Annotated in this window: 25 protein-coding genes; 11 read left to right on the plus strand and 14 right to left on the minus strand. The window is 48.5% G+C overall.

Features of this window, described 5'->3' with window-relative positions:
- Positions 1 to 35: 35 nt before the first annotated feature.
- The 3 genes from VP472_RS13985 to trmB all read right to left on the minus strand — a co-directional run bounded on the left by VP472_RS13985 (position 36) and on the right by trmB (position 3,369).
- A complete protein-coding gene (locus VP472_RS13985; RefSeq protein ID WP_024085698.1) occupies positions 36 to 1,733 on the minus strand; it encodes an NAD-dependent malic enzyme in 1,698 nt (565 codons plus the stop codon).
- A gap of 78 nt (positions 1,734 to 1,811) precedes the next feature.
- On the minus strand, positions 1,812 to 2,657 hold the full coding sequence (locus VP472_RS13990; RefSeq protein WP_146277352.1) for a YtnP family quorum-quenching lactonase: 846 nt from the start codon (positions 2,655 to 2,657) through the stop codon (positions 1,812 to 1,814).
- A 58-nt stretch (positions 2,658 to 2,715) separates the two neighbouring features.
- Positions 2,716 to 3,369: a tRNA (guanosine(46)-N7)-methyltransferase TrmB gene (gene trmB, locus VP472_RS13995; protein ID WP_003152359.1), complete on the minus strand. Its 654-nt coding sequence runs from the start codon at positions 3,367 to 3,369 to the stop codon at positions 2,716 to 2,718.
- Positions 3,370 to 3,555: 186 nt separating this feature from the next.
- Between trmB and VP472_RS14000 the strand changes: the two genes are divergently transcribed.
- The gene (locus VP472_RS14000; RefSeq protein WP_003152357.1) at positions 3,556 to 3,834 is read left to right on the plus strand and encodes a YtzH-like family protein; all 279 of its coding nucleotides are present in this window, start codon (positions 3,556 to 3,558) and stop codon (positions 3,832 to 3,834) included.
- On the opposite strand, the gene VP472_RS14005 is transcribed toward VP472_RS14000, so the two are convergent.
- The 4 genes from VP472_RS14005 to thpR form a co-directional block, all read right to left on the minus strand.
- Positions 3,835 to 4,632, minus strand: coding sequence for a phosphotransferase family protein (locus VP472_RS14005; protein WP_003152355.1), 798 nt, complete (start codon positions 4,630 to 4,632; stop codon positions 3,835 to 3,837).
- A 270-nt stretch (positions 4,633 to 4,902) separates the two neighbouring features.
- Positions 4,903 to 5,832 carry a YegS/Rv2252/BmrU family lipid kinase gene (locus VP472_RS14010; RefSeq protein ID WP_138092787.1) on the minus strand — a complete coding sequence of 310 codons (930 nt, stop codon included), beginning with the start codon at positions 5,830 to 5,832 and terminating at the stop codon, positions 4,903 to 4,905.
- Between the two features lie 52 nt (positions 5,833 to 5,884).
- Positions 5,885 to 6,817: a hypothetical protein gene (locus VP472_RS14015; protein ID WP_153986680.1), complete on the minus strand. Its 933-nt coding sequence runs from the start codon at positions 6,815 to 6,817 to the stop codon at positions 5,885 to 5,887.
- Positions 6,818 to 6,843: 26 nt separating this feature from the next.
- Positions 6,844 to 7,395, minus strand: a complete 552-nt coding sequence (thpR, locus tag VP472_RS14020; RefSeq protein WP_012118221.1) for an RNA 2',3'-cyclic phosphodiesterase — start codon at positions 7,393 to 7,395, stop codon at positions 6,844 to 6,846.
- Positions 7,396 to 7,484: 89 nt separating this feature from the next.
- Between thpR and cysK the strand changes: the two genes are divergently transcribed.
- Positions 7,485 to 8,456 (plus strand): cysteine synthase A, encoded by a 972-nt coding sequence (gene cysK, locus VP472_RS14025; protein WP_103715921.1) that lies wholly within the window; start codon positions 7,485 to 7,487, stop codon positions 8,454 to 8,456.
- Positions 8,457 to 8,493: 37 nt separating this feature from the next.
- On the opposite strand, the gene pepV is transcribed toward cysK, so the two are convergent.
- Positions 8,494 to 9,885, minus strand: coding sequence for a dipeptidase PepV (pepV, locus tag VP472_RS14030; RefSeq protein WP_146277356.1), 1,392 nt, complete (start codon positions 9,883 to 9,885; stop codon positions 8,494 to 8,496).
- Between the two features lie 95 nt (positions 9,886 to 9,980).
- Here pepV and VP472_RS14035 point away from each other — a divergent pair, with 95 nt between their 5' ends.
- Positions 9,981 to 11,285, plus strand: a complete 1,305-nt coding sequence (locus VP472_RS14035; protein WP_146277358.1) for an NCS2 family permease — start codon at positions 9,981 to 9,983, stop codon at positions 11,283 to 11,285.
- Positions 11,286 to 11,317: 32 nt separating this feature from the next.
- On the opposite strand, the gene VP472_RS14040 is transcribed toward VP472_RS14035, so the two are convergent.
- Positions 11,318 to 12,478 (minus strand): ABC transporter permease, encoded by a 1,161-nt coding sequence (locus VP472_RS14040; protein WP_146277360.1) that lies wholly within the window; start codon positions 12,476 to 12,478, stop codon positions 11,318 to 11,320.
- Entirely contained in the window at positions 12,475 to 13,179 is a 705-nt protein-coding gene (locus VP472_RS14045; RefSeq protein WP_146277362.1) for an ABC transporter ATP-binding protein, read from the minus strand. Before VP472_RS14045 ends, VP472_RS14040 begins: the two co-directional genes overlap by 4 nt.
- A 279-nt stretch (positions 13,180 to 13,458) precedes the next feature.
- Here VP472_RS14045 and VP472_RS14050 point away from each other — a divergent pair, with 279 nt between their 5' ends.
- Positions 13,459 to 13,680, plus strand: a complete 222-nt coding sequence (locus VP472_RS14050; protein WP_003152337.1) for a DeoR family transcriptional regulator — start codon at positions 13,459 to 13,461, stop codon at positions 13,678 to 13,680.
- 127 nt (positions 13,681 to 13,807) lie between these two features.
- Here the strand turns inward: VP472_RS14050 and VP472_RS14055 are convergent, their stop codons facing one another.
- Positions 13,808 to 14,527, minus strand: a complete 720-nt coding sequence (locus VP472_RS14055; RefSeq protein ID WP_007613195.1) for a pseudouridine synthase — start codon at positions 14,525 to 14,527, stop codon at positions 13,808 to 13,810.
- A gap of 56 nt (positions 14,528 to 14,583) precedes the next feature.
- The gene (locus VP472_RS14060; protein WP_003152313.1) at positions 14,584 to 16,221 is read right to left on the minus strand and encodes a putative polysaccharide biosynthesis protein; all 1,638 of its coding nucleotides are present in this window, start codon (positions 16,219 to 16,221) and stop codon (positions 14,584 to 14,586) included.
- 204 nt (positions 16,222 to 16,425) lie between these two features.
- On the opposite strand from VP472_RS14060, the gene VP472_RS14065 reads away from it, so the two are divergent.
- Both VP472_RS14065 and opuD read left to right on the plus strand, forming a co-directional pair.
- Complete coding sequence (locus VP472_RS14065) at positions 16,426 to 17,691, plus strand: BaiN/RdsA family NAD(P)/FAD-dependent oxidoreductase (protein WP_146277500.1); 1,266 nt, start codon at positions 16,426 to 16,428, stop codon at positions 17,689 to 17,691.
- A gap of 176 nt (positions 17,692 to 17,867) precedes the next feature.
- Entirely contained in the window at positions 17,868 to 19,403 is a 1,536-nt protein-coding gene (gene opuD, locus VP472_RS14070) for a glycine betaine transporter OpuD (protein ID WP_012118228.1), read from the plus strand.
- A 35-nt stretch (positions 19,404 to 19,438) separates the two neighbouring features.
- On the opposite strand, the gene VP472_RS14075 is transcribed toward opuD, so the two are convergent.
- Positions 19,439 to 19,621, minus strand: a complete 183-nt coding sequence (locus tag VP472_RS14075) for a sporulation protein Cse60 (RefSeq protein WP_003152309.1) — start codon at positions 19,619 to 19,621, stop codon at positions 19,439 to 19,441.
- A 200-nt stretch (positions 19,622 to 19,821) separates the two neighbouring features.
- Between VP472_RS14075 and VP472_RS14080 the strand changes: the two genes are divergently transcribed.
- Genes VP472_RS14080 through melA form a run of 5 tightly spaced genes read left to right on the plus strand, consistent with a single transcriptional unit; the run spans position 19,822 to position 25,216 of the window.
- Positions 19,822 to 20,847: a LacI family DNA-binding transcriptional regulator gene (locus tag VP472_RS14080; protein ID WP_015387832.1), complete on the plus strand. Its 1,026-nt coding sequence runs from the start codon at positions 19,822 to 19,824 to the stop codon at positions 20,845 to 20,847.
- A gap of 41 nt (positions 20,848 to 20,888) precedes the next feature.
- The gene (locus VP472_RS14085) at positions 20,889 to 22,166 is read left to right on the plus strand and encodes an ABC transporter substrate-binding protein (RefSeq protein WP_146277364.1); all 1,278 of its coding nucleotides are present in this window, start codon (positions 20,889 to 20,891) and stop codon (positions 22,164 to 22,166) included.
- Positions 22,163 to 23,077 (plus strand): carbohydrate ABC transporter permease, encoded by a 915-nt coding sequence (locus VP472_RS14090; RefSeq protein WP_003152306.1) that lies wholly within the window; start codon positions 22,163 to 22,165, stop codon positions 23,075 to 23,077. The genes VP472_RS14085 and VP472_RS14090 overlap by 4 nt, the downstream gene beginning before the upstream one ends.
- The gene (locus VP472_RS14095; protein ID WP_003152305.1) at positions 23,074 to 23,895 is read left to right on the plus strand and encodes a carbohydrate ABC transporter permease; all 822 of its coding nucleotides are present in this window, start codon (positions 23,074 to 23,076) and stop codon (positions 23,893 to 23,895) included. Before VP472_RS14090 ends, VP472_RS14095 begins: the two co-directional genes overlap by 4 nt.
- 22 nt (positions 23,896 to 23,917) lie before the next feature.
- A complete protein-coding gene (melA, locus tag VP472_RS14100; RefSeq protein WP_146277366.1) occupies positions 23,918 to 25,216 on the plus strand; it encodes an alpha-galactosidase MelA in 1,299 nt (432 codons plus the stop codon).
- A 36-nt stretch (positions 25,217 to 25,252) separates the two neighbouring features.
- On the opposite strand, the gene VP472_RS14105 is transcribed toward melA, so the two are convergent.
- A complete protein-coding gene (locus VP472_RS14105; RefSeq protein WP_246879721.1) occupies positions 25,253 to 25,729 on the minus strand; it encodes a GNAT family N-acetyltransferase in 477 nt (158 codons plus the stop codon).
- Between the last annotated feature and the right edge of the window lie 29 nt (positions 25,730 to 25,758).

Genomic DNA, 25,758 nt, shown 5'->3' on the forward strand with positions numbered 1-25,758 from the left:
AGCCCAAAACCATCAGCGTTTTGGGCTTTATTCGGTTACATCGGCCGAATTCGTTTATATACGGGGTTCCACATCGCGTCCTGCACCGCTTGGATCAGATCCTCGGGTTCCGTTTCCGCTACACCGTCCTGAATCGCAGCTTTAGCTACAGCTACCGCCACTGTTGCCGATACCGTCCTGAGATCCTCCACTTTCGGAAGCATCGGCGCTCCCGGCTTGCCGACGTCCACCATACCGGCGATGGCATTCGCGCAGGCAACGAACATATTGTCCGTAATGAGCCTTGCTTTTGTCACAATCGTGCCGAGTCCGAGTCCCGGGAATACGAGTGCGTTATTCGCCTGTCCGATATGGTAGGTAACGCCGTTATACGCAACAGGCGGGAACGGACTTCCCGTTGTGACAAGGGCGCGGCCTTCCGTCCATTTAATTAAATCTTCAGGTTTTGCTTCTGATAATGTCGTCGGATTTGACATCGGCAAAATCGCCGGCCGTTTGACATGTGAGGCCATTTCTTTGACGATTTCTTCCGTAAATGCGCCTGAGACGGTGGATGTGCCGATCAGGATCGTCGGCTTGGCCTGACGCACCGTCTCCGCCAGATCAATTGATCCGCCTTCACCGCTGCGGCCGTACTCTTTCACTTCGTCAGCAGGGCGGGCGTACGGAACCTGAAAATCACGCAGATCCTTCATATCATCCGTTAACAATCCGTTTCTGTCGATACACCAAAAGCGGCTGTATGATTCTTCTTCGCTTAATCCGTCATGCACCATAGCTTCGCGCAGCTGCTCAGCAATTCCGATACCGGCCGTTCCCGCGCCGAAGACGACGACTTTATGCTCTTTTAAAGGCACTTTTGACGCTTTCGCACACGCTAAAACAGCTGCAAGCGACACCGCGCCCGTTCCTTGAATGTCATCGTTAAACGTACAGACTTTATCTTTATACCGTTTTAATATGCCGCGGGCGTTAGCCGTACCGAAATCCTCCCAATGAAGCAGCGCATTCGGGAATGTTTCCCGGGCAAGCGAGACATACTCATCAATAAAGCGGTCATATTTCTCGCCGCGCACTCTTGAATGCTGGTTTCCGACGTACAGCGGGTCATTTAAGAGGCTTTCTTGATTTGTCCCGGCATCTAATACGACCGCAAGCACTCGTGACGGATCAATTCCGGCCGCCGCCGTATACACCGCGAGTTTTCCGACAGAAATGGCGATGCCGCCGACGCCCCAGTCACCGATTCCCAGAATACCCTCTGCATCTGTCGCAACGATTAAGTCAATGTTTTCATTTTTTCCGAACTGCTGAAATGCGGCGCGCATTCCTTCAGGGTCATCTATTGACAAATACAGACCGCGGGGTTTTCTGTACTCGTGGCTGTAACGCTGGATCGCAGTGCCGACGGTCGGCGTATATACGATCGGCAGCATTTCGCCTAAATGATCATTTAACAGCCTGTAAAATAATGTTTCATTCCGATCATGGAGAGCGGTCAAGTAGACATTTTTGCTCAGCTCATCAGGCTGCGAACTGAATTGTTCGTAGGCCCGCCTCGCCTGCTCTTCGATTGTCAATACTTTCGGCGGCAGAAATCCCTCGAGCCCGAGTTCCTTTCTTTCCTCCTGTGTAAAGGCCACCCCTTTATTTAAAAAAGGCGTAGAAAGCACTTCTAATCCGCGCAGAGTTGTTTTGATTTCTCCATCTTTCGTCACTTGAAATTGATTCACCTGTCTCTTCCTTTCAAAGCAATTTGTCTTAGGTTTGCTTTTATTCCCGAAATTCATACAGGTAAATCATCGATCCGCCTATTTTTTCTCCCGTCTGACAGATGCAGCCACTTCGCCGTCTTCTCCCCATTTTACCGCTCTGTAAATCGCGTCGTGATAGAAAATCAGCCAGGCGTCTTTTTCTGCCGCGAACGTCTGCCATTTCTGCTTTTGCGGAATGGAGGTCATCGGATAATCATCATATGCCAGCACCCATAGCGGATTTTTATGCGCATTCGTCGGCATCAGGTCGGCAAAATGCACAGCCGTCTCCCCGCCGTCTTCTAAGACGATGACGCTGTGGCCGGCGCTGTGGCCGCCGGTGTGGTGCATCGTAATGCCTTCTGTCAGCTGATACTCGTTCTCAAAGGTTTCGACCTGATCTTGTACCGCCTCCCAATTTTCTCTCCAATATGTATTTTTCGATCTGATATTAGGGTTTCTCATTTCGCGCCACTCTGTTGCAGAAGTGATAATGCGGGCATTCGGGAAAACAGAGACAAGCTCCTCTCCGCTGTATTCCGTCAAGCCGCATGCATGGTCAAAATGAAGATGGGTCATCGCCGCAATATGAATGTCCTCACAGGAAAGCCCGAGTTCACGAAGAGAGTGTTTTAAATTGGATTCCTGTGTTACACCGTAATTCCTTTTTTGTTTATCAGAAAATTTCCCTCTGCCGATACCCGCGTCAACCAATATATTCAGGCCGTTTGTTCTGATCAGAATCGGGTCTGTTCTTAATTCAATCTGGTTTTTGTCATTTACGGGGTATTTTCTCGACCATAAAGGCTTCGGGACAACGCCGAACATCGCTCCGCCGTCCATATGCGTTACACCGCCGTCCAGCCATGTTAATGAAATACTCCCAATATTCAATGTCTCCATCTTGATCCCTCCTGATGTAATGGTAGCAAATGGCGGCATAAAAAAACAGACTCCCGCATCAGAGTCTGTCTTTTGTTCTCCATTCAACTTCGGCCCGGTAAATCGGCTGGCCGAGCGCGGAGAATTTTTCTTCGTATTCTGTCATAATATTGCCCTTCGGATCGCTGTTGTGCAGATCAAGACTGACTTCCGTCAGAAGCAGGCCGTATTCGGAAAAGCTTTTCAGAGAGTATTCGAATAAACCGCGGTTATCGGTTTTGAAATGAATCTCACCTGTTTCGCCCATCACTTCTTCGTATTTTTTCAAGAACGTTTTAAATGTTAAACGGCGCTTTTCGTGACGGTTTTTCGGCCACGGGTCAGAAAAGTTTAAATATACGCGCTTGATTTCTCCCCGTTCAAATACGTCATTCAGTGTTTCCGCGTCTATATTTAACAAACGGACATTGTGAGCCCCGCTGTCCTTTACTTTTTGGACGGCAGTGACGATGACGCTTTTAAACAGCTCAATTCCGATATAGTTGATATCCGGATTCTGCTTGGCCATTCCAGAAATGAACTGCCCTTTTCCCGTACCGACTTCAATATGGATCGGGTTGTCATTGCCAAAGACCGTGTTCCACCGCCCTTTATACTGGGCCGGATCACTGATGGCGATGTCAGCGTTTTCTGCCAGAAAATCATTCGCCCAAGGTTTATGGCGCATTCTCATATGATTGACACCTCTATCTATAATTTCGAGTAACAACATACCATGAAACATAAAGAGCCGCAAGCGCCTTTTAAAGGCGCCGGCTGCATAAAAAAAGAGGCTCCCCCGGTCCGGAACACTCATGTGATGCATAAAACCGCACCGCTTTGCACAATGTATGACACAGAAAGGATGTGTATATGAATCATGGGCTTAACAAGCGAACATCAGGTCCGGTTATTAAAGGACATATTGGCCGACCATCAATTGGATTGCTGCGGCACGGTTGCCGAGTATGAACAGCTGGAGCGCGTCATCAAATCACTGATGGCCAACACCGGGCTTGATTCAAATATAAAAAACGTGCTCGAGGATGTCTACCGCTACAGCCAGTCCGGCATCACGGCCGATTCCATCGACACGCATATTCAGGAGCACCAAAACCATTTGTCCCAATGGGTGGAGCAGATGGATTCGTACTCCTGACTACTTGACAATCCGCTTCATCAGGGCATGAAGCTCTTCCATGGCATCATGATACGCTTTGTCGTTTCCTTTTGATTTGTGCCAGGCGATGAAGGTGATGGTCTCCGATAACATGTACCACGCCATCCGCAGCCGAAGCCCTTCCGTGAGCTTCATGCCGTACATCCCAAGCCAGCTGTCCCACGCTGGCTCTTCGACGTAATGATACAATAAAGGGCCGAGATCCATGGCCGGATCGGCTATCATGGCGCCGTCCCAATCTATTAAATACAGCTGGTTGTCTTCTGACAGAAGCCAGTTATTATGATTCACATCACAATGGCAAACGACTTTTTCACCGAATTGCACCTGATCCACATGAGCTTCCAAATAAGCAAGGCCTTCCTGAATAAGCGGCGAAAATTGCCGCACGGCAAAGACGGCCTGCTTCAGCTGCGACAAAAGGGCGCCCGGATCAAGCGGTTCTTTTCCCAATCTTTTCAGCATGTCGAGCAAAGCTTTTGATGTGTGGATTTTGCGGAGCAGCTCAGCCACCGGGCGTCCGCTCATATCCTTTGCCTTCAGCTCCCTGCCCGCCATCCAATGCTGAGCCGTAATGACGTCTCCGTTTTCCATCCGTTTTGTCCAAACCAGCTTCGGAACAATGCCTTCGGCGGATAACACGGCTAAAAAGGGCGAGCTATTACGTTTTAAAAAAAGCTGTTGGCCGTTATGTTTCGCATAATATGCATCTCCTGTAGCTCCTCCGGCGGGGAAGATCTCCCAATCGCTACCTAGTAATTGTCCCAACCAGTTCATATCAATGTTCAACCCATCATTTCTTAAAATATTTTAGAATAGGCCTCCAGCCTTTCTCTATTGGCGGAGCGGCCTGTCATAAACAATTTCATGAGAATAAAAAAGACAGCTATTGAGAGTCTCATATGCTAATCAATAGCCGTCCTATAAATTTTAGCGCTACAGCACAAACTTCGTCAAGCAAAACTAGCAAGAACACCTGTGAATTCTGAAGATTTATGCCGCGAACCGCTCTTTGCCGTGAAACATTTGACGGGTTTCATTTGTTTATTATGTTTTTATTTTCAACGGCGCGCCGCCCGGCATAAGCCGAAACGGCGTCGTTCCGATCAGCTCGCCGTCAGCGTGAAACGGAATTTTCCCATCTGTTTCAAAAACGAATTCCTTCCCCTTTATCATCGTCACTCCGTCCATTTTGATATGCCGGCCGAAGCTCATCGCCCATAAAAAACGATACAGCGAGAAAAAGGACAGGTTTTCTGCAATGACAATATCAAAATGGTTTTGACGGGGATTTGCTGAAGGCGCCGCTTTCATGCCGCCTCCGTAATAAGGATGATTAGCCGCAATGACAAACCAGACATTGCGGAATTCACGCCTCTGGCCGTCTGCCGTGCAAACAAATCTGAACGGCTGAAACCCCGAGGCCGTATGTAAATGCGCGAGCGGGTAAATCACAAAACCGAGACGCAAAAACCGAAGAACGCGCGATAACGGAAAATTCGCAGCTGCCTTCAAAACTGAGGCATCGAAACCGACAGACAGGTGGTTAATAAAATAAAGTGATTGCGCTTTGTCATGAAAAAAGTTGATGTTTCCCGCAAAAAATTTCCGTGTGAGCGGGCGGTGCAGACTTTTGATTTCTTGGAGGAGCGCCGACTTCTTAATACCGAGCCCTTTGGAAAAGTCATTGTATGAACCGGCGGGCACAAAGGTCAGCTCAATCTGATCCGTTCCTTTCAGTCCGTTAATGACTTCATGCATCGTCCCGTCACCGCCGATGACGAACAGCCGCTTAAGCTTATGATCCTGCATCATTGAAATCTGTCTCGCCAGCACCTCCGCATGTCCGGGATGCCCGGTCAAAAAAGAGCGGTGGCTGACCCCGCGCCTGGTCAGCTCTTTTTGAACTGATTTCCAGACACGCCGTCCCCGCCCGCCTCCTGAGACCGGATTAATAATAAAAAACCATTGACTCATCGTTTGTTCTCACCTGCTTCATAGATGAAGAGACAGCCGGCAAACGTCCGCTTTAATCAAGCCATTCCTGTCTCCGGCTTGAATCGCTCAAGCCGTAAGACAAAAGAGCCTTCGCCGCCTTCAGCTGGTGGTGCTTGATCGGCGCCGTATTTTTCTGCTGCTTTTCCAGCCACCCTGCGGCAGTCCGTTTATCAGCTATTTCCAGCCCGTACGGCGGCTCCGGGTAATCAATATAAGACGTTCTGCTGAGCAAAAGCTTCCGCACGGGAATGTCGGCCTGCTTTTCTTTTATGATTTGCGAAACGACCGAGCCCGTCCGGTGCAGGCTGAGAGACGGATTCAATACTTGGCGCGTGCTGCCGGAGCCTCTTTCTTCCCAAAAACGGTGTTTTGATCCGATATATACGCTGTCCTCTTCCGCTTCCATAAAAGCGGCGCAGAAAATCTCCAGCGGCGAGATGATGATAATGCTCAGTTCGACGGACGCCTGCTGAATTTGCAGAACCGGATGATACATCACAAAATAGGAATCGGGCAGCTTTTGAGCCAGCATTTTTAACATCCTGTCCCTTTTGACCGCCTGCGAAAGCTCAGACTTTTGAGAAAGCGTGGAGCTCGCCCATTTTAATTGAAAGTCATACAGCTGATCTTTGAAAAAAGGCGCGAGCTCAGACTTTTGAGACGGAAGATTCCCGAACAGCGCCTCTTCTCCCTCCGGTTCATCAAACCATTGGTGCCTCTTTTCATTTATATCGGCCGTATTTTCTTCTTTTCTCTTTTTTAAGGAAAATTTTTTCCTGGCCGGCGCTTGATCGGTTTCCCCGCCGGCAGCCGTTTCCGTTTCCGTTTCTTCCGTTATCCGGTCAAACGCTTCAAGAAGCGCCTCCCAGCGTTCTTTCTTCAGCCGGATAAACTGGTTCATATAATGGTATGGATCAAGTTCATATCTGGATATGCAGTCGTGAATTTTGATGATCTGTGCCATGTGATTTCTCCACTCCGAATATTTGTTTATGTCAATTGAAACTGTGCGATTTCTTCGTATTTAGGCGACCGGTCAAGATGGGTCTGAAACAGGGAAAACCGGCTGACGGCACTTTGCACCCTGCCGCTTTCAAACGGCACATCGTCAGGAAACGGCCGGTCTCCCGCCCACTTCCGCGCCATCGTCATATGAGGGTGATACGGCCGTTTTTCCACTTGAAAACCGGCTTTCAAAACAGCCTGTTTTGTTTTTTCCCGCAAATCAAAGAGCAGTTCATTCCGTTCGGGCTCAAGGTGAAGCACTCTCGGCTGTCTGCGGTCGCCGAAAATATCCAGATGCTGAAACTGTACGGTAAACGGCTGCGCTGCCGACGCAGCATCTGCGAGCAGAGACGATAATTTCGCAAGCCGTTCTTCATCCGCGGCTCCGAGAAAAATGAGCGTAATATGATAGTCATGCGGGTGCACCCATTTTTTGAATGATAACGCCGGCTCCTTTTTGGCTGCTTCCCAAATCGGTTCAGCAATGTCAGCCGGAATCGGAATGCCGATAAAATAATGCGGCAATGAAGCTTTCATACGAGGATCTCCCCCTCTTTGGTTATGGTGTTATTATAAAACGGATAAGCGGAGAGGAGAACCCTGTCCGCTCATTATGATAGGATATTATGTACCGAACGTTTTATACAGAAAGGAATGAGCCGGCCTTGAAAATCGCAAACAGCACGGCGGAGCTGATCGGCGGCACACCGATCGTAAAGCTCAATCGCCTTCAGCCAGAACATGCAGCACAGGTCTATTTAAAATTAGAATCGTTTAACCCGAGCGGCAGTGTCAAAGACAGAGCGGCTTACAATATGATCATTGAAGCGGAAAACAGCGGGCATTTAAAACCCGGCTCTGTCATCATCGAACCGACAAGCGGCAACACAGGCATCGGCCTGGCGATGAACGCGGCGGCGCGCGGCTACAAGGCAATTCTCGTCATGCCTGACACGATGACGAAAGAACGCATCAACCTCCTGAAAGCGTACGGCGCGGAGGTTGTGTTAACACCGGGGGCGGAAAGAATGCCCGGCAGCATCAAAAAAGCGAAAGAACTCGCCGAACAGATTCCGGGAAGTTTTATCCCGATGCAATTCGATAACGGCGCAAATCCAGATGCCCACCGAAAAACGACCGCCATTGAAATCTATCAGGCCGTTCAGCAGCTCAACAGACCGCTCGGTGCTTTTGTGGCAACGGCGGGAACGGGCGGAACCATTACCGGAACCGGAGAAACGCTTAAAGAGCTTTTTCCGGATATGCTTGTTCATGTCGCCGAGCCTGCGGGATCCCCCGTCCTGTCTGGCGGAAAACCCGGCGCTCATAAGCTTGTCGGGACAAGCCCCGGATTTATTCCCGGCATACTGAATCAGGACGTTTACGATGAAATCATGAAAATATCTGATGAAGATGCGTATACGACAACACGGCGTCTGGCCCGGGAAGAAGGCATACTCGTCGGCCCGTCTTCAGGCGCCGCCTGCTTCGCCGCCATTGAAACCGCCAAACGCCTCCCTTCCGAACAGATCGTCATCTGTATGACGGCCGATACGGGAGAACGTTATTTATCAACGGATTTATGGTCATTTGAATGATAAAAAGGGATGCCGCTTTCGGCGTCCCTTTTTATTATCACTTGGCAAGCTCATAAATGGCTTCGGCATATAAAGCCGTTGACCTGAGAAGGTCATCGATTTCAATGTACTCATCCTTTTGATGCGCGCTGTCAGGCCGGCCGGGGAACAGCGGCCCGAACGCGACGCCCGCCGAAAGGGATCTCGCATACGTTCCTCCGCCGATTGAAATCAGATCCGCTTTCTTTCCCGTTTGTCCTTCGTAAACCTTTTGAAGCGTCTTTACGAGCGGATGATCGGCAGAAACGTGGTGCGGTTTGCTGTCTTTAAATTCTTCAAGCCGGAATTCTTCAGCAGACGTAAAAGCATCACGGATGACTTTGCTGTCTGAAGTGACGGGATAACGGATGTTGATGCCGAGTTCTCCTTCCTCACCCTTTCTGTATGTAAAGGTGCCGACATTCAATGTCAGCTCTCCGCTGATGTCATCCCTGCAATCAATTTTCAGCTTTTTGCCTCGTGTATCATTTGAAAAATAGTCACTGATGGTTTTGACAAAGTGCTTTCCGGCTCCATCCAGCTCTGTTCCGTTAAGGCATTCAGCAAGCTTTAAGCCGGCATTGACACCATTATCCGGTTCCATCGCGTGGCATGATTTTCCGTACACCCGAAGCGTCAGTTTTCCATTTTCCGAAACTGCTTCACCTTGTGTTTTTGACTGCTCAAGCCATTTGCTGAAATATGCGTGCACGGCATCAAGACCGTTCCCTTCAATAACCGCTTCAGCCGCATCCGGCACCATGTTCAAGCGCAGTCCTGAACGGAATGACAGAAGCACGTTTTTTGCGTCTTTGTCAGAAGCGCTTTTTGCAATGCGCAGTGACGCATCTATAATTCCTTTTTCCGCGTTAATGATCGGAAAATCTGCGTCAGGAGCAAAGCCGATGTCAGGCATTTTTTCGTGTTTGAAGTAGTGATCCACGCATCTCCAATCACTTTCTTCATCCGTTCCGATGATGATTCTCACGCGTTTGGATAAAGGGAGCTGCATGTCTTTGACGATTTTCAGCGCATAAAACGCCGCCATTGTCGGCCCTTTATCATCAATGGCGCCTCTGGCATATATCCGGCCATCCCTGATATCGGCTGAAAACGGATCGCTCGTCCAGCCGTCTCCGGGCGGAACGACATCGACGTGGCACAAAACGCCGACGATTTCGTCACCCGTTCCCCATTCAATATGGCCCGCATAGCCGTCAAGATTCTTTACGGTGAAGCCTTCTTTTTTACCGAATTCCAGCAGTGACGTCAGGCTGGCATTGACGCCTTCTCCAAACGGCCGGCCGGGACCGGCTGTTGATTCGTCCATTACGCTGTTGATCTGCAAAAACTTCTGCGTGTCACGGATCAGATCTTCTTTGTTTCTGATGACTTCAACTTCCCAGTTCATCACAAATCCCCTTTCTTGATAAAGACTTGCAAAATGTCAATAAAACGAATAATATAGATGATGTTTTGAAAAAATGTTCGTCATTGGAGGTACTTATGTTTCATCTCGACAAGCATCAAACGACAATAAAAAGAGAAATTACCGCGGGATTGACCACCTTTTTCACAATGGTGTATATCATTGTCGTCAATCCGGTGATCCTTTCCAATGCGGGAATTCCGTTTGACCAGGTGTTCACCGCGACGATTATCGCTTCCATTGTCGGCACTTTATGGATGGCTCTCGCTGCGAATTTTCCGATCGCCATTGCCCCCGGCATGGGCTTAAACGCGTATCTCGCCTTTCACGTTGTCGGCACAGGCAGCGGCATTACGTATCAGACGGCTTTCAGCGCCGTTTTTATCGCGGGAGTCATCTTTATTATTTTATCGTTAACGCCTTTAAGAAAACAACTTATAGAAGCGATTCCGGACAATTTAAAATACGGAATTACGACCGGCATCGGCTTATTTATCGCTTTTATCGGCTTACGCCAATCCGGAATCATCACGGCTGATAAATCCAATCTGGTCGCACTCGGCGATCTTCATTCGCCCGCCGTCATTTTAACGCTTATCGGACTTATCATCAGTATCGTGCTGATGGTGCTGAATGTAAACGGGGCTCTGTTCATCGGAATGGCGCTGACCGCCGTCATTGCCTTTTTGACCGGACAGATCCATTTTGCGAAAGGGTTCGTTTCATTCCCGCGCCTGCCGGAGGGTCTTTTGATCACAAATCCGTTCGGGGCCCTCGGGGATGTCGTGCATCACGGTCTGTACGCCGTTGTGTTTTCTTTTCTTCTCGTTACGATTTTTGACACGACCGGCACCATGATCGGTGTCGCCGAACAGGCGGGATTGATCAAAAACAATCAGCTGCCGAATGCCAGAAGAGCGCTGTTGGCTGATTCGACAGCTACGACGGTCGGAAGCATCTTCGGCACCAGCCCGACGACCGCGTTCGTTGAATCTTCAGCAGGTGTGGCCGCCGGCGGAAGAACGGGTCTGACGGCGCTGACGATTGCCGTTATGTTTGCCGTTTCCATGTTTTTCAGCCCGCTTGTCAGCGTCTTATCCGAAGTGTCCGCGATTACGTCACCGGCTCTGATTATTGTCGGCAGCCTGATGATGGGTGCTGTGTCGAATATCCGCTGGAATGAGCTTGACGAAGCGTTCCCGGCCTTTCTCGTCATTTTGGCGATGCCTTTAACGTCCAGTATTTCAACCGGAATCGCTCTCGGCTTCATTTCATATCCGCTTGTTAAAGCAGCTAAGAAAAAATGGCGCGAAATCCATCCTTTAGTCATCATCTTTGCGGTGCTGTTTTTTATTCAGCTTTTTATTTTGAACGGACATTAAGAAAAATCCCTTTCCTTTTCGGAAAGGGATTTTTACATATAAAGAACGGAAAGAATCGCGGCAATGAGACACCAGGCGGAACAGATGATTTGAATGACGGTTAATGCGCTGTTTCGCGCCCGGAAATAGTCATCACTGTCTCTCTTGATACCGCTTAAAACCGGTTTATCCGTGATCCGGTCAAATAAAAGTGACGCGGCATAGCGGCTGACGATCGCAAATAAAATAAGGACTGCCGGCTTCACTAAGAGCGGAAGAACGAGAATAAGAGCCGTAAAAGCCGCGGTTAAAAGGTAAAGCTGCCGGAGATACCCGCCGTTTCGGATCATCACTTTAAAGAACAATTCTTTCCACGCCGTATACGCCGACCGTTTTGTAAAGATGTGCTTTGAGCCGGGATATAAAAACGGCTTGTTCCGCCCTTTATTTTTACCATTCGGGAGCTGCACATCATGGCTGAGCATCAAAACAGAGGCCGCGAATGAAAGCTTCCGCCTGTTCTCCTCAAGCACTTCTTCCTCAAAGGCTGATAATGTCTCCGTCCCTTTCCAAGTCAAAAAAGCGGAGCAGATGAACAATATACATCCCGCCGGCCAAAGCCAATACCATTCGGCGGCAAAGGCGATCATAAAAAACGCACCCGCCATCAGAACCATCACTTTCAGCCAGCCCGCCGCCTGATTCCCGAATGTCCGCCTGCTGTTTTTTCTGTGCCGGTGCACCGCTAATATCGCGGTATGGAAGCCGAACAGACAGCAAAACATACCTGAATATGCCGGTAAGGTACAGTCACCGTACTGGAGCCATAAGGGAAATAACAATACGGCAAGCGCACCCCATTTGATAAGGGAAAGGAACATCGAATACAAAAGCGCGTACCGTTTCAGCTTTTGCATCAGATGTTTTGCATGCACCAAAAACACGTGATCCGCTTCCAGCAAAAAGGTATGAATAAAACCCGTGCACAACAGCAGGGCACTGAATACATACAGCCAGCCCCATCCCAATACACCTGCCGCTCCATTAAGAAGCCCCCTGCCGTTCAGCCATTCAGCATATTGATAAACGGCAAATGCGGCAGCGGGAAGAACGATATACAGCGCGACCGTCCAATCAATGACCGTCTGAAACACCTTCCATTGATACCGCCAATAATGAAACAGCCTTTGAAAAAACAGAGCCCGCCCGGTCATCGCTGACTGCTCCGAACCGCTGAATAAAAGCAATCCAGCAGTGAACGGCTCCCCGTTTTTTCCTGAAGCTCCTCTAATGTGCCTTGAAGAAGCAGAGCGCCCTGATCCAGCAAATAAAATCGGTCGCAGATTTTTTCCGCCGTATCCAGAACATGCGTGCACATCAAAATCCCCGCGCCCCTTTCTTTCTCAGCAATCAGCATGTCGGTAAACAGCTTTGTTGAGATCGGATCAAGTCCGATAAAAGGCTCATCAATGATGTAAATATCCGGCTTCGCCAAAAATGCCTGTATGAGCATCAGCTTTTGCTGCATCCCTTTTGAAAAACCGGAAGGCAAATCATGTTTTACAGACGTCAGCGAAAACTCTTCAAGCAGCCGCCCTGCCCGCTCACGGCACTCTTCCCCTTCTATTCCCCGCAATGATCCGGTCAGCTCGAGGTGCTCCCAAAGCGTCAGTTCATCGTAAAAACTCGGACGCTCCGGTATGTAAGCATAAGATGAATCATTCCACTCAATACCGCCTTCTATATCCCGGCACAGCCCGAGAACCGCCTTTATCACTGTACTTTTCCCCGCGCCGTTCGCTCCGATTAAACCGGAAATTTCACCAGCGTTGACTGACAGAGATACATTCGAAATCACCTTCGGCCTGTCAGCATAACCGGCGCAGACAATGTTTGCATTCAATAATTCTCCCAAACTTCTCACTCCCCCGTTTTCATACGGACATGTATAAAAAAAGTTTCAGTTTCCATAATAATAAAAGCGGGCCGGACATAGTAATGCACCAAGGCTGTACCCATTTGAAAAAATTACCTGCGCTTATTCCTAGATTCATGTCGTCCATATCGTGTATAATGGAGGCAGTTAAAAGAGAAAAAACAGAATGTCATCCTTTGTTGCTTATTCGTACGAAGTTTTAGAGTCGAAAGTTGTGGTATATCAAGTCCATCCGATCTTATGATAGGGAGTGGTTTTTTGAAACCTTCAACAAATCGTATGCTGACTCGGATTAAATCAGTTTACATGTTCATCCAGGAAAAAGGCCTTGTGACAACACAGGAACTGGTTGATGAATTCGGCATTACACCTAGAACCATTCAGCGAGACTTAAATGTGTTAGCATACAATGATCTTGTTCATAGTCCTAGCCGAGGCAAGTGGGAGACAACACGAAAAAAAGTGAAAATTACATCTTAAGCGAACAATTACATAAGGCCCTTTTCGGCCTGACATGCTGCAAGGCAAAGCAGCGTCTTTGCCTTGTTTTTTGTTCCTCTATATAAAAAGCCCAAAACAAATCTGTTTTGGGCTTTTCTGATATCGATTACACTTCAGCGCCTCTCAGCGTTTCGAGCTCCTCTTCAGTCAGCTCGCGGAATTCTCCCGGTTTAAGATCCGGGTCAAGAGAAACAGCCCCCATCGAAAGCCGCTTCAAATAAGCCACTTCATTTCCGACAGCCTTTGCCATCAGCTTCACCTGATGATATTTGCCTTCTGTAATGGTCAAGTGTATCACCGTTTCATCCGGGCTTTCTGTAATAATTTCAACGGCTGCCGGCTTCGTCTTATAGCCTCCTTCAATGACGACGCCTCTTTCCAGATGAACGATGTCTTCCGGTGACAGAGGTGAAATTAACCGGACCTCATATGTTTTAGGCACATGCTTTTTCGGAGAAAGGAGGCGATGAGCGAGCTGCCCGTCATTGGTCAGAAGCAAAAAGCCTTCCGTATCCTTATCAAGACGTCCCGCCGGAAACGGTTCAAATCGCTGTTCTTCAGGCGTCAGCAGATCAACCACCGTTTGCTGGCGGCTGTCTTCTGTAGCGGACAGCACTCCTTGCGGCTTATTCATCATGACATAAATAAATTCACGATAGTCTGCCGGCTCTCCGTATACCGTGATGTCCTGTTTTTCCGGATCGACATGGGTTTTCACATCTTTCGCCGGCTCTCCGTCAATCATGACAGCCCCGGCCTTGACGATTTTTTTCACATCTTTTCTTGAGCCGAATCCGCTGTTGGCAAGCAGCTTATCAAGTCTCATCCTGATCCTCTCCTTTAAAAAGAAAAGCCCGCGATAAGCGGACTATTCATTATTTCTCAATGGGCGGAATGCCTGCCTCTTCTCAAAACGCGGGGCAGACGGTTTCCAAACATTTTCTGTAAAAATCCGATTCGGTATGCGGCAAACATGTACACCGCACCGCCGACAGCGGCGCAGACAAAGACGACAATCGCCGCATGCACCTGGCCGCTTTGGTATGTTACAAAGAAGCTGAGCAGCCATTGAGTCAGCTTGACCGCGACTCCCATCACGACGGACAGGACTGCGATTAAAATGACCCGTTTTATAAGTACCGTATACGAATAGCCCGCATGGCGCTTAATCATGATAAAACCGTACAGAAGAGAAGCGATATAACCGAGCGCCGTTGCCAAGATGGCCCCGTCTCCCTGAAACAGCTTGATCAGCGGCACGTTCAGCACCACTTTGATAATGACGCCGATGAAAAGGCTCACGACAGCAAATTTCTGCTTATTAATCCCTTGCAGGATCGCGGCGTTTACGGTAAACAGAGAAAACAGAATCGCGACAGGCGCGTACCAGAACAATATATCCTGTCCGATATCCGGGCGAAGACTTTCAGAGCCGTAGAAGAACGTATAGGCCGGACCCGATAACACGGACATCCCGACAACGGCGGGAATAACCAAAAACAGAATGATTTGCATCGTCTGGTTAATCTGCTGGTTCAAAAGCTTATAATTCCTGCTCGTAAACGATTCAGTAATCGTCGGAATCAGCGTCAGACCGAAAGCGGTCGCGAGAGAAACCGGGATCATCACAAGCTTCGGCACATAAAGGGTGACAATCGCAAGCATGTCCTGGCTGATATCCTTATGGCCCGCCGCAATCATCGCTTTATTAAACGTATTCGTATCGATATATGAATACAAAGGAATCGCCAGTCCGACAAATACGTAAGGAGCGGCATAACTGAAAAGCTCAATGAACATTTTTTTATAACTTAAGTTCGCAGACGGGACGAGATTCGGCTTCATCGCCAGAAGATCGCCCTTCCGCTTATTCCAGTAAATATAAAGGACGACAAGCCCTCCGAATGATCCGATCAGCGCCGCGAAAGTCGCGTATCCGACTGCGATGACAAGGCCGCCGTTGATCACTCTTAAAATCAAATACGTTGCGCCCAATAAAAAGATGATCCGGGCAAGCTGCTCCACAACCTGTGAAACGGCTGTCGGCCCCATCATCTGATGACCTTGGAAAAAACCGCGCACAAGACTCATAATCGGCACGACCAAAAGTGCCAGACTGACCATCCGGATGACATAAACGACGTGGTCAATCGTAAGTCCGTTGTTACTCGTGCCGCCGAGAGATGTTTCCGCAAAAAACGGCGCCGAAATATAAAGAATTGAAAAAGCGATCATCCCGGTTACGAGCATAACCGACATTCCCGCTCTCAGCATCCGCCTGCTCGTCTCATAGTCTCCTTTGGAGTTATATTTCGAGACAAATTTTGAAACCGCGGCGGGAAATCCCATCGTGGCAATGTTTAAAAACAGTGTATATTGATTATATCCGTATTGAAACAAAGCTCCGCCCGTCGCTCCGACCATCGCTCCGAACGGGATCAGATAAATCATCCCTAAAATCCGCGATATATAGGTGCCGAGCGTCAGCACGAACGTGCCCCTTAACAATTTGCTTGACATGTTTCCTCATCACCATTTTCTACGAAGATTCAACTTTTCTATTTTAACACAACTGGGCAATTAGACGGTAATAATTACAGCGGGAAACTTTTTGGGAAAGCTCTTAAAAACAAAATACGTTTAAGGAATCCCCTTCTTTCGCTATAATAGCAGGAAGCGGACATTTCCGCCTATTATACGTGAAAAAGAAAGTTGTTGATGAATATGAAACATTATGACGTGATTGTAATCGGCGGCGGCCCGTCCGGTTTAATGGCTGCGATTGCGGCAGGCGAAGAAGGGGCGGACGTATTATTAATCGATAAAGGAAACAAGCTGGGACGGAAGCTGGCGATTTCCGGCGGCGGGCGCTGCAACGTGACCAACCGCCTACCTGTTGAAGAAATCATCAAACACATCCCCGGCAACGGCCGCTTTTTATACAGCGCGTTTTCCGAATTTAATAATGAAGATATCATCGCCTTTTTTGAGAAACTCGGTATTCAGCTGAAAGAAGAAGACCACGGGCGCATGTTCCCGGTGACGGACAAAGCGCAAAGCGTTGTCGATGCGCTTTTGAACCGATTAAAACAACTGAATGTCACCATCCGCACAAATGAAAAAATCAAAGAGGTGCGGTACGAGAACGGCAGGACAGCGGGCATTACGACAAACAATGACGAACACATTAACGCAGACGCCGTCATTATCGCGGTCGGCGGAAAATCAGTCCCGCATACCGGCAGCACCGGAGACGGCTATGCATGGGCGGAAGGGGCCGGTCATACCGTGACCGAACTCTTTCCGACGGAAGTGCCGGTTACGTCGTCAGAACCGTTTATTAAACAAAAAACACTTCAGGGGCTGTCCCTTAGAAACACGGCCGTCAGCGTCCTGAATAAAAAAGGCAAACCTATCGTCACACACGTGATGGACATGCTGTTTACCCATTTCGGCTTGTCAGGCCCCGCCATTCTCCGCTGCAGCCAGTTTGTCGTCAAAGAACTGAAAAAGCAGCCCGAAGTCAAACTCCGCATCGATCTGTTTCCCGGCATCAACGAGGAAGAGTTATTTCAAAAGATGCACAAGGAACTGAAAGACGCACCGAAAAAAGCGCTCAAAAACGCGCTGAAGCCGTGGATGCAGGAACGGTATCTGCTTTTTCTTCTGGAACGGAACGGTCTTGATCCGCAGACAAGCTTTACGGAACTGCCGAAGGATCAATTCAGGGCTTTTGTCAAAGACTGCAAACAACTTACGGTTGCCGCTGACGGAACGCTTTCTTTGGACAAAGCGTTTGTCACAGGCGGAGGTGTTTCCGTAAAAGAGATTGAGCCGAAACAAATGGCGTCTAAAAAAATGGAAGGCTTATATTTTTGCGGAGAAATACTCGACATTCACGGCTATACCGGGGGCTACAATATCACTTCAGCCTTTGTCACGGGGCGTCTCGCCGGTTTGAATGCAGGACGTTTCTCACGCTCGCTGTAAATGGTTTAAAGCGCATTTACCTGAGCGTCCCCGTTGATAATTGACCAAAAACATGATACAGTTTTCTGCGTTTTGTTTCACCTGATTGAGGGAACAGGAAGAAAGGAATGATCTGCAATCGTGCGACCATACTAAAAAGTGGCGTATTGAAAAAAATAGTCAGAGGGTGAGAACGTTTGAAGAAGAACATCTCCAGTGTTTTTTGGATTGTGATTGTCATCACAGCCGCTGCGGTTTTATGGGGGGCCATTTCTCCTGACAGCCTGCAGCAAGTCACTGATACGGCACAAAAATTTATTACGGATTCTTTCGGCTGGTATTATCTGCTGGTCGTTTCTATATTTGTCGGTTTCTGTCTCTTTCTCATTGTGAGTCCGATCGGCACAATAAAACTCGGAAAACCCGGGGAAAAACCGGAATTCGGCTTATTATCATGGTTTGCCATGCTTTTCAGCGCGGGCATGGGAATCGGTTTGGTATTTTACGGGGCTGCAGAACCGATCAGCCATTACGCCATCAGCTCTCCCTCAGGTGAAACAGAAACACCCCAAGCATTTCGTGATGCGCTCCGGTACACGTTTTTCCACTGGGGGCTTCACGCTTGGGCCATCTATGCGGTCGTCGCTTTATGTATCGCTTATTTTCAATTCAGAAAAGACGCGCCCGGTTTGATCAGCAGCACACTGACACCGCTTTTGGGCGATAAAGTAAACGGGCCGATCGGCAAAGCAATTGACTGTATCGCGGTGTTTGCGACCGTTGTCGGTGTGGCGACAAGCTTAGGGCTCGGAGCGACTCAGATCAACGGCGGTCTGCATTATTTATTCGGCATTCCGAAAACATTTTCCATTCAGCTGATCCTGATCGCTGTCGTGACCGTGTTATTTTTGATTTCTGCGTGGAGCGGAATCGGCAAAGGGATTAAATACTTAAGCAATACCAACATGGCGCTCGCGGCTATTTTAATGATCTTTATGCTCATTGCAGGCCCGACGGTGCTGATTATGAACTCATTTACCGATTCTATCGGCCAATACATCCAAAATATCGTGCAGATGAGCTTTCGCTTGTCTCCGAATGATCCCCAAAAACGCGAATGGATTAACAGCTGGACCATTTTCTATTGGGCCTGGTGGATATCCTGGTCGCCGTTTGTCGGCATTTTTATCGCCCGTGTATCAAGGGGCCGGACGATCCGGGAATTTTTAATCGGGGTGTTGGTGACACCTTGTATATTGGCTTTCTTATGGTTTGCGATTTTCGGTGTATCCGCGATGGATCTTCAGCAGAAAGGCGTATTCAATGTCGCGGGTATGTCAACGGATACGATGCTGTTCGGCGCACTCAGCCACTATCCGCTGACAATGGTGACATCCGTATTAACGCTTGTTCTGATCGCTGTATTCTTTATTACATCAGCGGATTCAGCGACATTTGTGCTTGGAATGCAAACGTCTTACGGCTCTTTGGACCCGTCAAACCGGGTGAAAATCATCTGGGGCGTCATCCAGTCCGCCGTGGCAGCTGTATTATTATATTCCGGCGGTCTGGCCGCACTGCAAAACACGGCCATTCTCGCCGCGGTTCCGTTTTCAGTCGTGATCCTTCTGATGATCGTGTCTCTGTACAAGTCATTAGCGAGCGAAAGAAAAGGAATCAAACAAGCGGAGAAATACCAAAAACCGAGAAGTCCCCGCGTCAAAAAAGCATAATGCACAAAGAAGCCCGGCATTTCATCCGGGCTTTTTTATTTTCGGTATAAAATGAGAGCGGAAAAACAATAAAGCTGCTCACCTTCAGGATCACAGGCCGCCGCTACCGTATATTTAATATCAACGAGCTGTTCATCAGAAATCCCCTTTAAAAATGTATTGACTTCAGTCTGCAGATCCTTTTCATGCTCCTCATCAAAAACAGCTATCTTCAGCACATCACCCTCTCCTTTCTCTATCAATTTATTCCGGTTCAATTGAAATATGATAGAGAAAAACAGATTTTCTTTTTTACTGATTTTTACTAAAAGTAACCAAAAATAGGTGTTGAAAACGCTTACTAACATATGATAATATCATTTTAACAATAACCAGGTCATTTCTGTTTAGTAAATATTTAGTAAAAAGGAGATGCGAAATGGTCCGTCTCAAAGATATTGCCTTACAGGCATCTGTATCCAGCGCGACAGTATCGAGAATTTTGAATAAGGATGACTCTTTGGCCGTGACTGATGAAACAAGAGAAAAAGTTCTGAGGATCGCCGATGAGCTGGGCTATCAGCCGTCGGCAAAAAAACGGAAGAACCGCAGCCGCAGCGATTCAGCGCCCCTGATCGGCGTTGTCAGCTGTCTGTCACCGGAAGAAGAACGGCAGGATCCTTATTTTTCAGCGATCCGAAAAGGCATTGAGGAAGAATGCTTTCGGCAAAAAGTTTTTATCACATCTTCTATCCATCTCGGGTCTTTTCAAGAGCATATGTTTCACGATCTGGACGGCGTGATCGTAATCGGCAGCCTGCAAGACGAGGCGCTTACGAATATCAGCGCCGCTTTCAGGCACGCGGTATTTGTTAACGGCACCCCCGATCCCGCCCGCTACGATTCCGTCAGCGTGGATTTTTATGCCGCAGCGCAAAAGGCGATCGAACATCTTCTGTCGCTCGGTTACCAGCGGCTCGGTTATATCGGCGGCCGGGAACGGGAGCATACCGTCATAGACGGTGTAAACAGCAATAAAACGATTGAGGATAAGCGTCTGACCGCTTTCTTACAAATGGCCGGCGCCGGGCCGGAGCATGTACTGATCGGCGAATACAGCATGCACGAAGGGTTCCGGCTGATGAATGAAGCCATCAAAGGCGGAAGTCTCCCCGATGCCTTTTTTATCGCAAGTGATTCGATGGCTGTCGGCGCTTTAAAAGCCTTGCAGGAAGCCGGCCTTCAAGTCCCGCGCGATACGGCGATTGTCAGCTTCAACGGAATTGATGAGGCAGAATACGCCAGCACGCCGTTATCAACAGTAAAAGTATACACGGAAGAGATGGGCCGGACGGGTGTCAAATTGCTTCTCGACCGTTTAAACGGCAGAACCGTCCCGCTGGCCGTGACGCTCCCCACTTCATTGATTGTCAGACAAAGCTGCGGCTCACAAGAAAGGAGGTGACATGTCCCGCAGCGTTTATATCATATTTAAAGGAGGAAAAGATGAAACGCTTACTGGCTTTGTTTCTTTCTTTTACTTGCATGATACTTCCCGGCTGCTCGGCAGAACAGAGCGGCGCCGGAGAAAAGCAGAAAACATTGACAGTCTATTCCACAATATCCTCAGACAGCGAACGCGCCGTATTCAGAAAGTTGGCTGATTCATTCCAAAAAGAACATCCGGACATTCAAGTAAACGTTCATTTCCCAGGCAATGACTACGAAAATATGATGAGGGTCAGAATGGCGGCCGGTGACATGCCCGATCTTTTCGACACACACGGCTGGGCCAAAATCCGCTACGGAGAATATACCGCCGACCTCAGCGGCATGTCTTGGACGAAGCGGCTCGATCCGAATTTAAACAGCATGCTCAAAGACGCCAAAGGCAGAATATACGCCTTCCCTCTGAATCAGGCAAAAGACGGACTGGCCTACAACCGCACACTGTTGGAAAAATACGGAATCAAGCCGCCGGAAACAATGGATAATTTTATGAAAGCACTGAGACAGATTAAAGAAAAAAGCGGCGGAACAGTCACCCCCTTTTGGTTTGCCGGCTATGAGAAAAGCTCATTTGCCCAATATTACGATCAATTCGCCGCACCGCTTCTCATCACAGATCCCGCACACCGTTTTAAAAAACAGCTGTTAAACGGAACCTTCCGCTGGACACACTTCACCTATTTATCTGACAAACTGAAAGAGATGCAAAAGGAAAACCTGCTCAATATAGATGCCGTGACGGCAAAACGGTCCCAGCTCATTGAACTGATGGCGCAAAACAAAATCGCCTTTACGCTGCAGGGCGGCACCCTCGGCCAAGACGTCGCTCAAATCAATCCGAAGGTAAAAGTCGGCATCATACCGACCCCGGCCGTCCACAAGGGAGACGCGCCGGTTTGGATCGGAGGCGAACGTTACACGCTGGCGGCATTCAAGGATTCCCCGCGGCTTGAAGAAGCCAAACAGTTCATCGCATTTATGGCCCGTCCCGAGAATGCGAAATCAATTGCCGAAGCGACCTCGCTTCCGGCCGGATTAGTGAATGTGCAAACGGACATTTTCTACGCAAATGACTATAAGCGCTATCAGCATATTAAGGTGCAGCCTTATTTTGACCGCCTTTATTTGCCGAACGGAATGTGGGATGTGATGGGGACAGCCGGGCAGGAGCTGACGGCCGATATCTTAACCCCCGCGGAAATTTCAGCGAAACTCGGCAGGGAATATAAGCGGCTCCGTCTTCAATCTGATTCACAAGGAGCTGAAAAAGAATGAGTGATCTTGCAAGAGAAACCCAAGGATTTCAACATCAAAAGCCGGTAAAACCCGCGTCACTGTGGTGGATGTACGTTCCCGCTCTTGCCACGGTTTTTATTTTCATGATTTTTCCGTTTGTCAAAGGCGCTTTTATCACATTTACAAACTGGAACGGCTTCTCACAGACGTATCAATGGGTGGGGGTCACTCAATATAAAAGGCTTTTTACAGATCCGGACACGTGGCTTATTGTGAAAAACACTTTGCTTTACGGCATCGGAAGCACTTTTTTTCAGAATATGCTCGGACTTTTATATGCGCTGCTTTTGAATCAGAGCTTAAAAATGAAGGCGCTCACAAGAACGATCGTCTACCTGCCCGTCATTATCAGTCCCCTGATTATGGGATACATTTGGTATTTTATTTTCTCATATGACGGGGGTGCGCTGAATGATGTACTTGGCGCACTGGGAATCGGTCCTGTCAACGCCTTGGCAAGCCCTGCGGCAAACCCTTGGATTATCGTCATGATTAACACGTATCAATACGCAGGCATTGCGATGATTGTATATTTGGCGGGGCTGCAAAGCATTCCGAAAGATTATTACGAAGCCGCAAAAATGGATGGCGCGGGAGGTCTTCAGCCGTTTTTCACCATCACCCTGCCATTATTGATGCCGGCTGTCACCATCAACATGGTCATCAATATCATCGGAGGGCTGAAGCTGTTTGATGTCATTTTCGCGCTGACCGCAGGCGGGCCGGGCAATTCCTCTCAATCGATGTCGACGTTTATGTATGATTTATATTTTAAACGGCAGGATGCGGGATATGCCGCCGCCCAAGGAGTGTTTATGTCCGTTATTATTCTTGTCATCAGCTTTTCGGCTCTCGTGTATTTCAAGCGAAAGGAGACGGAAATGTCATGAAAACAGCCCGAATGCGGATCTTTACGCTGTTGGCTGCCGTTATCTCGTGCGTTCATATTGTCCCCTTTTATATTTTGCTGACCACATCATTAAAAGCAAAAGGAGACTACAGTTCAAAATGGTCGCTGCCATCCGCCTTTTCATTTCAGAATTTTCGTGAAGCATGGGAGCGCGCCTCTCTCGGGCAATCCTTTCTGAACACGATCATCATTACAGCCGTTTCTGCCGCCTTGCTAATTTTCATGGGTTCGCTTGCCGCATACCCGCTCGCAAGAAGAAATACAAAGCTGAACAAAATCGTCTTCGGCCTTTTGATTTCCATCATGATCATCCCGCCTTTGACTTCCATGGTTCCTTTATACAAGATGGTCGCTGATGCGGGGCTGGTCAATACGCATGCCGCAGCCATTCTCATTAATACGGCTGCATATATGCCGCTGACCGTTTTCTTATATTCAGGGTTTATCCGCTCTTCCATTCCGAAAGAACTTGAGGAAGCCGCCAGGATGGACGGCGCGGGATTGATCAGGACTTTTTATACGATCGTGTTTCCTTTGTTGAAACCGATTACCGCAACGGTCTGCATTATTTCCTGCGTGTTTATCTGGAACGATTACCAATTTGCGATTTTCTTTTTACAAGATCAAAAGGTGCAGACATTGACCGTGGCCATGGCGGGATTCTTCGGCGAAAACGCGAACAATCTTCACTTAGTCGCCGCAGCCGCAATTATGGCGATGCTGCCGATGGTCGTATTGTTTTTGGCACTTCAAAAATATTTTATCTCAGGGCTGTCCTCCGGGGCGGTCAAAGGCTGAGAAGAAAAGGGAGGAATTTCTGTTGAAGAAAATTACGTTTATCGGAGCGGGGAGCACGATTTTCGCAAAAAATGTATTGGGGGACTGTTTACTGACTGAAGCATTAAACGGATTTGAATTCGCGCTTTATGATATTGACGCTGTACGGCTGAAAGAATCTCAGCTCATGCTGGAAAACATGAGAGACCGCTACAATCCGAGTATATCCATCATCTCCTACGATGACCGAAAACAGGCGCTTACACACGCCGGCTATGTGATAAACGCCATTCAGGTCGGAGGCTATAAACCCGCGACGGTCATTGACTTTGACATCCCGAAACGGTACGGTCTCCGCCAGACGATTGCCGATACCGTCGGAATAGGCGGCATTTTCCGTTCCCTCCGCACCATCCCCGTTTTATTTGACATCGCAAAAGACATGGAAGAGGTCTGCCCGGATGCGTGGCTGTTAAACTATACAAATCCGATGGCCTCTCTGACCGGAGCGATGCTCAGACATACAAATGTCAAAACGGTCGGCCTGTGCCACAGCGTCCAGGTCTGTACCAAAGATCTGTTTGACTCACTCGGCATGGATCACGAAGGTACGGAAGAACGCATTGCCGGCATCAACCATATGGCTTGGCTTTTAGAGATTAAAAAAGACGGAATTGATTTATATCCGGAAATTAAAAGACGGGCACGCGAAAAACAAAAGACGAAACATAAGGACATGGTGCGGTTTGAGCTGATGGATAAATTCGGCTGCTACGTGACGGAATCATCTGAGCATAATGCCGAATATCACCCATATTTTATAAAAAGCCGGTATCCGGAGCTGATAGATGAACTCCAAATTCCGCTTGATGAATATCCGAGGAGATGCGCGGATCAAATCAAAAATTGGGAAACGATGAGAGACGGCATCATCAACAACCAAAACCTGACGCATGAACGCTCGAAAGAATACGGTTCGAGAATTATAGAAGCGATGGAGACGGGCCGTCCGTTCACATTCGGCGGCAATGTGCTGAATACCGGGCTGATACCGAATCTGCCGGCGAAAGCGGTCGTTGAAGTGCCGTGCGCCGCCCTCAAAAACCAAATTATGCCGTGCTATTCCGGCGAACTTCCGGAGCAGCTCGCGGCGCTCAACAGAACAAACATTAACACACAGCTTTTAACCATCGAAGCAGCCGTTACATTAAAAAAGGAAGCCGTATATCAAGCGGCCATGCTTGATCCGCATACGAGCGCCGAGCTTTCCATGAATGACATCATCTCTTTGTGCGATGACTTATTTGAAGCGCACAAAGACCGGCTTCCGGCTTATCATTGATCATTCGCGATCCGGTCCTGAGCGGGCCGGACGCTTTTATATGTTCAGCACCAGTTTGACCGTCTGTAAGGTGTGTCCTTTAAAATCTTCTTCAAATTCACATACCCTTTGAAACCCTTTCGCTTGATAAAAGGACAAGGCGATGCGGTTCTCTTTTTCTGCATGGACATAAAGCTTTTTTACCCCGCCGGACTGCCTGATGCATTCTTTAAGAAGTGCCGTGCCTATCCCGCTTCCCTGGCAATCCGGGTCAATATAGATGGCGGTCAGCTCCGCATTTCCGTCTTTTTGAACCGGGGTGACATTTGCAAAACCGAGCACTCGCCCCTCTTCTTCTGCCACAAAGAACAGAGAATGCAAGAGCCGGCGTTCCATCATCTCATCCTGATAGGCGGATTCGAGAAACTGATCCTGAATTTTTCTGGGAATAATCCCTTCATACGTATGATGCCAGCTGCGTTCTGCGACTTGCCGGACCTGCTTGATATCGTTTGTTTTCATCGCGCGGATCATCGGTTTCACCTGATTCGCCTCCCGTTTTT

The sequence above is a fragment of the Bacillus sp. MT(2024) genome (assembly GCF_036362845.1).
In the GTDB taxonomy this organism is placed as follows: Bacteria; Bacillota; Bacilli; order Bacillales; family Bacillaceae; genus Bacillus; species Bacillus velezensis.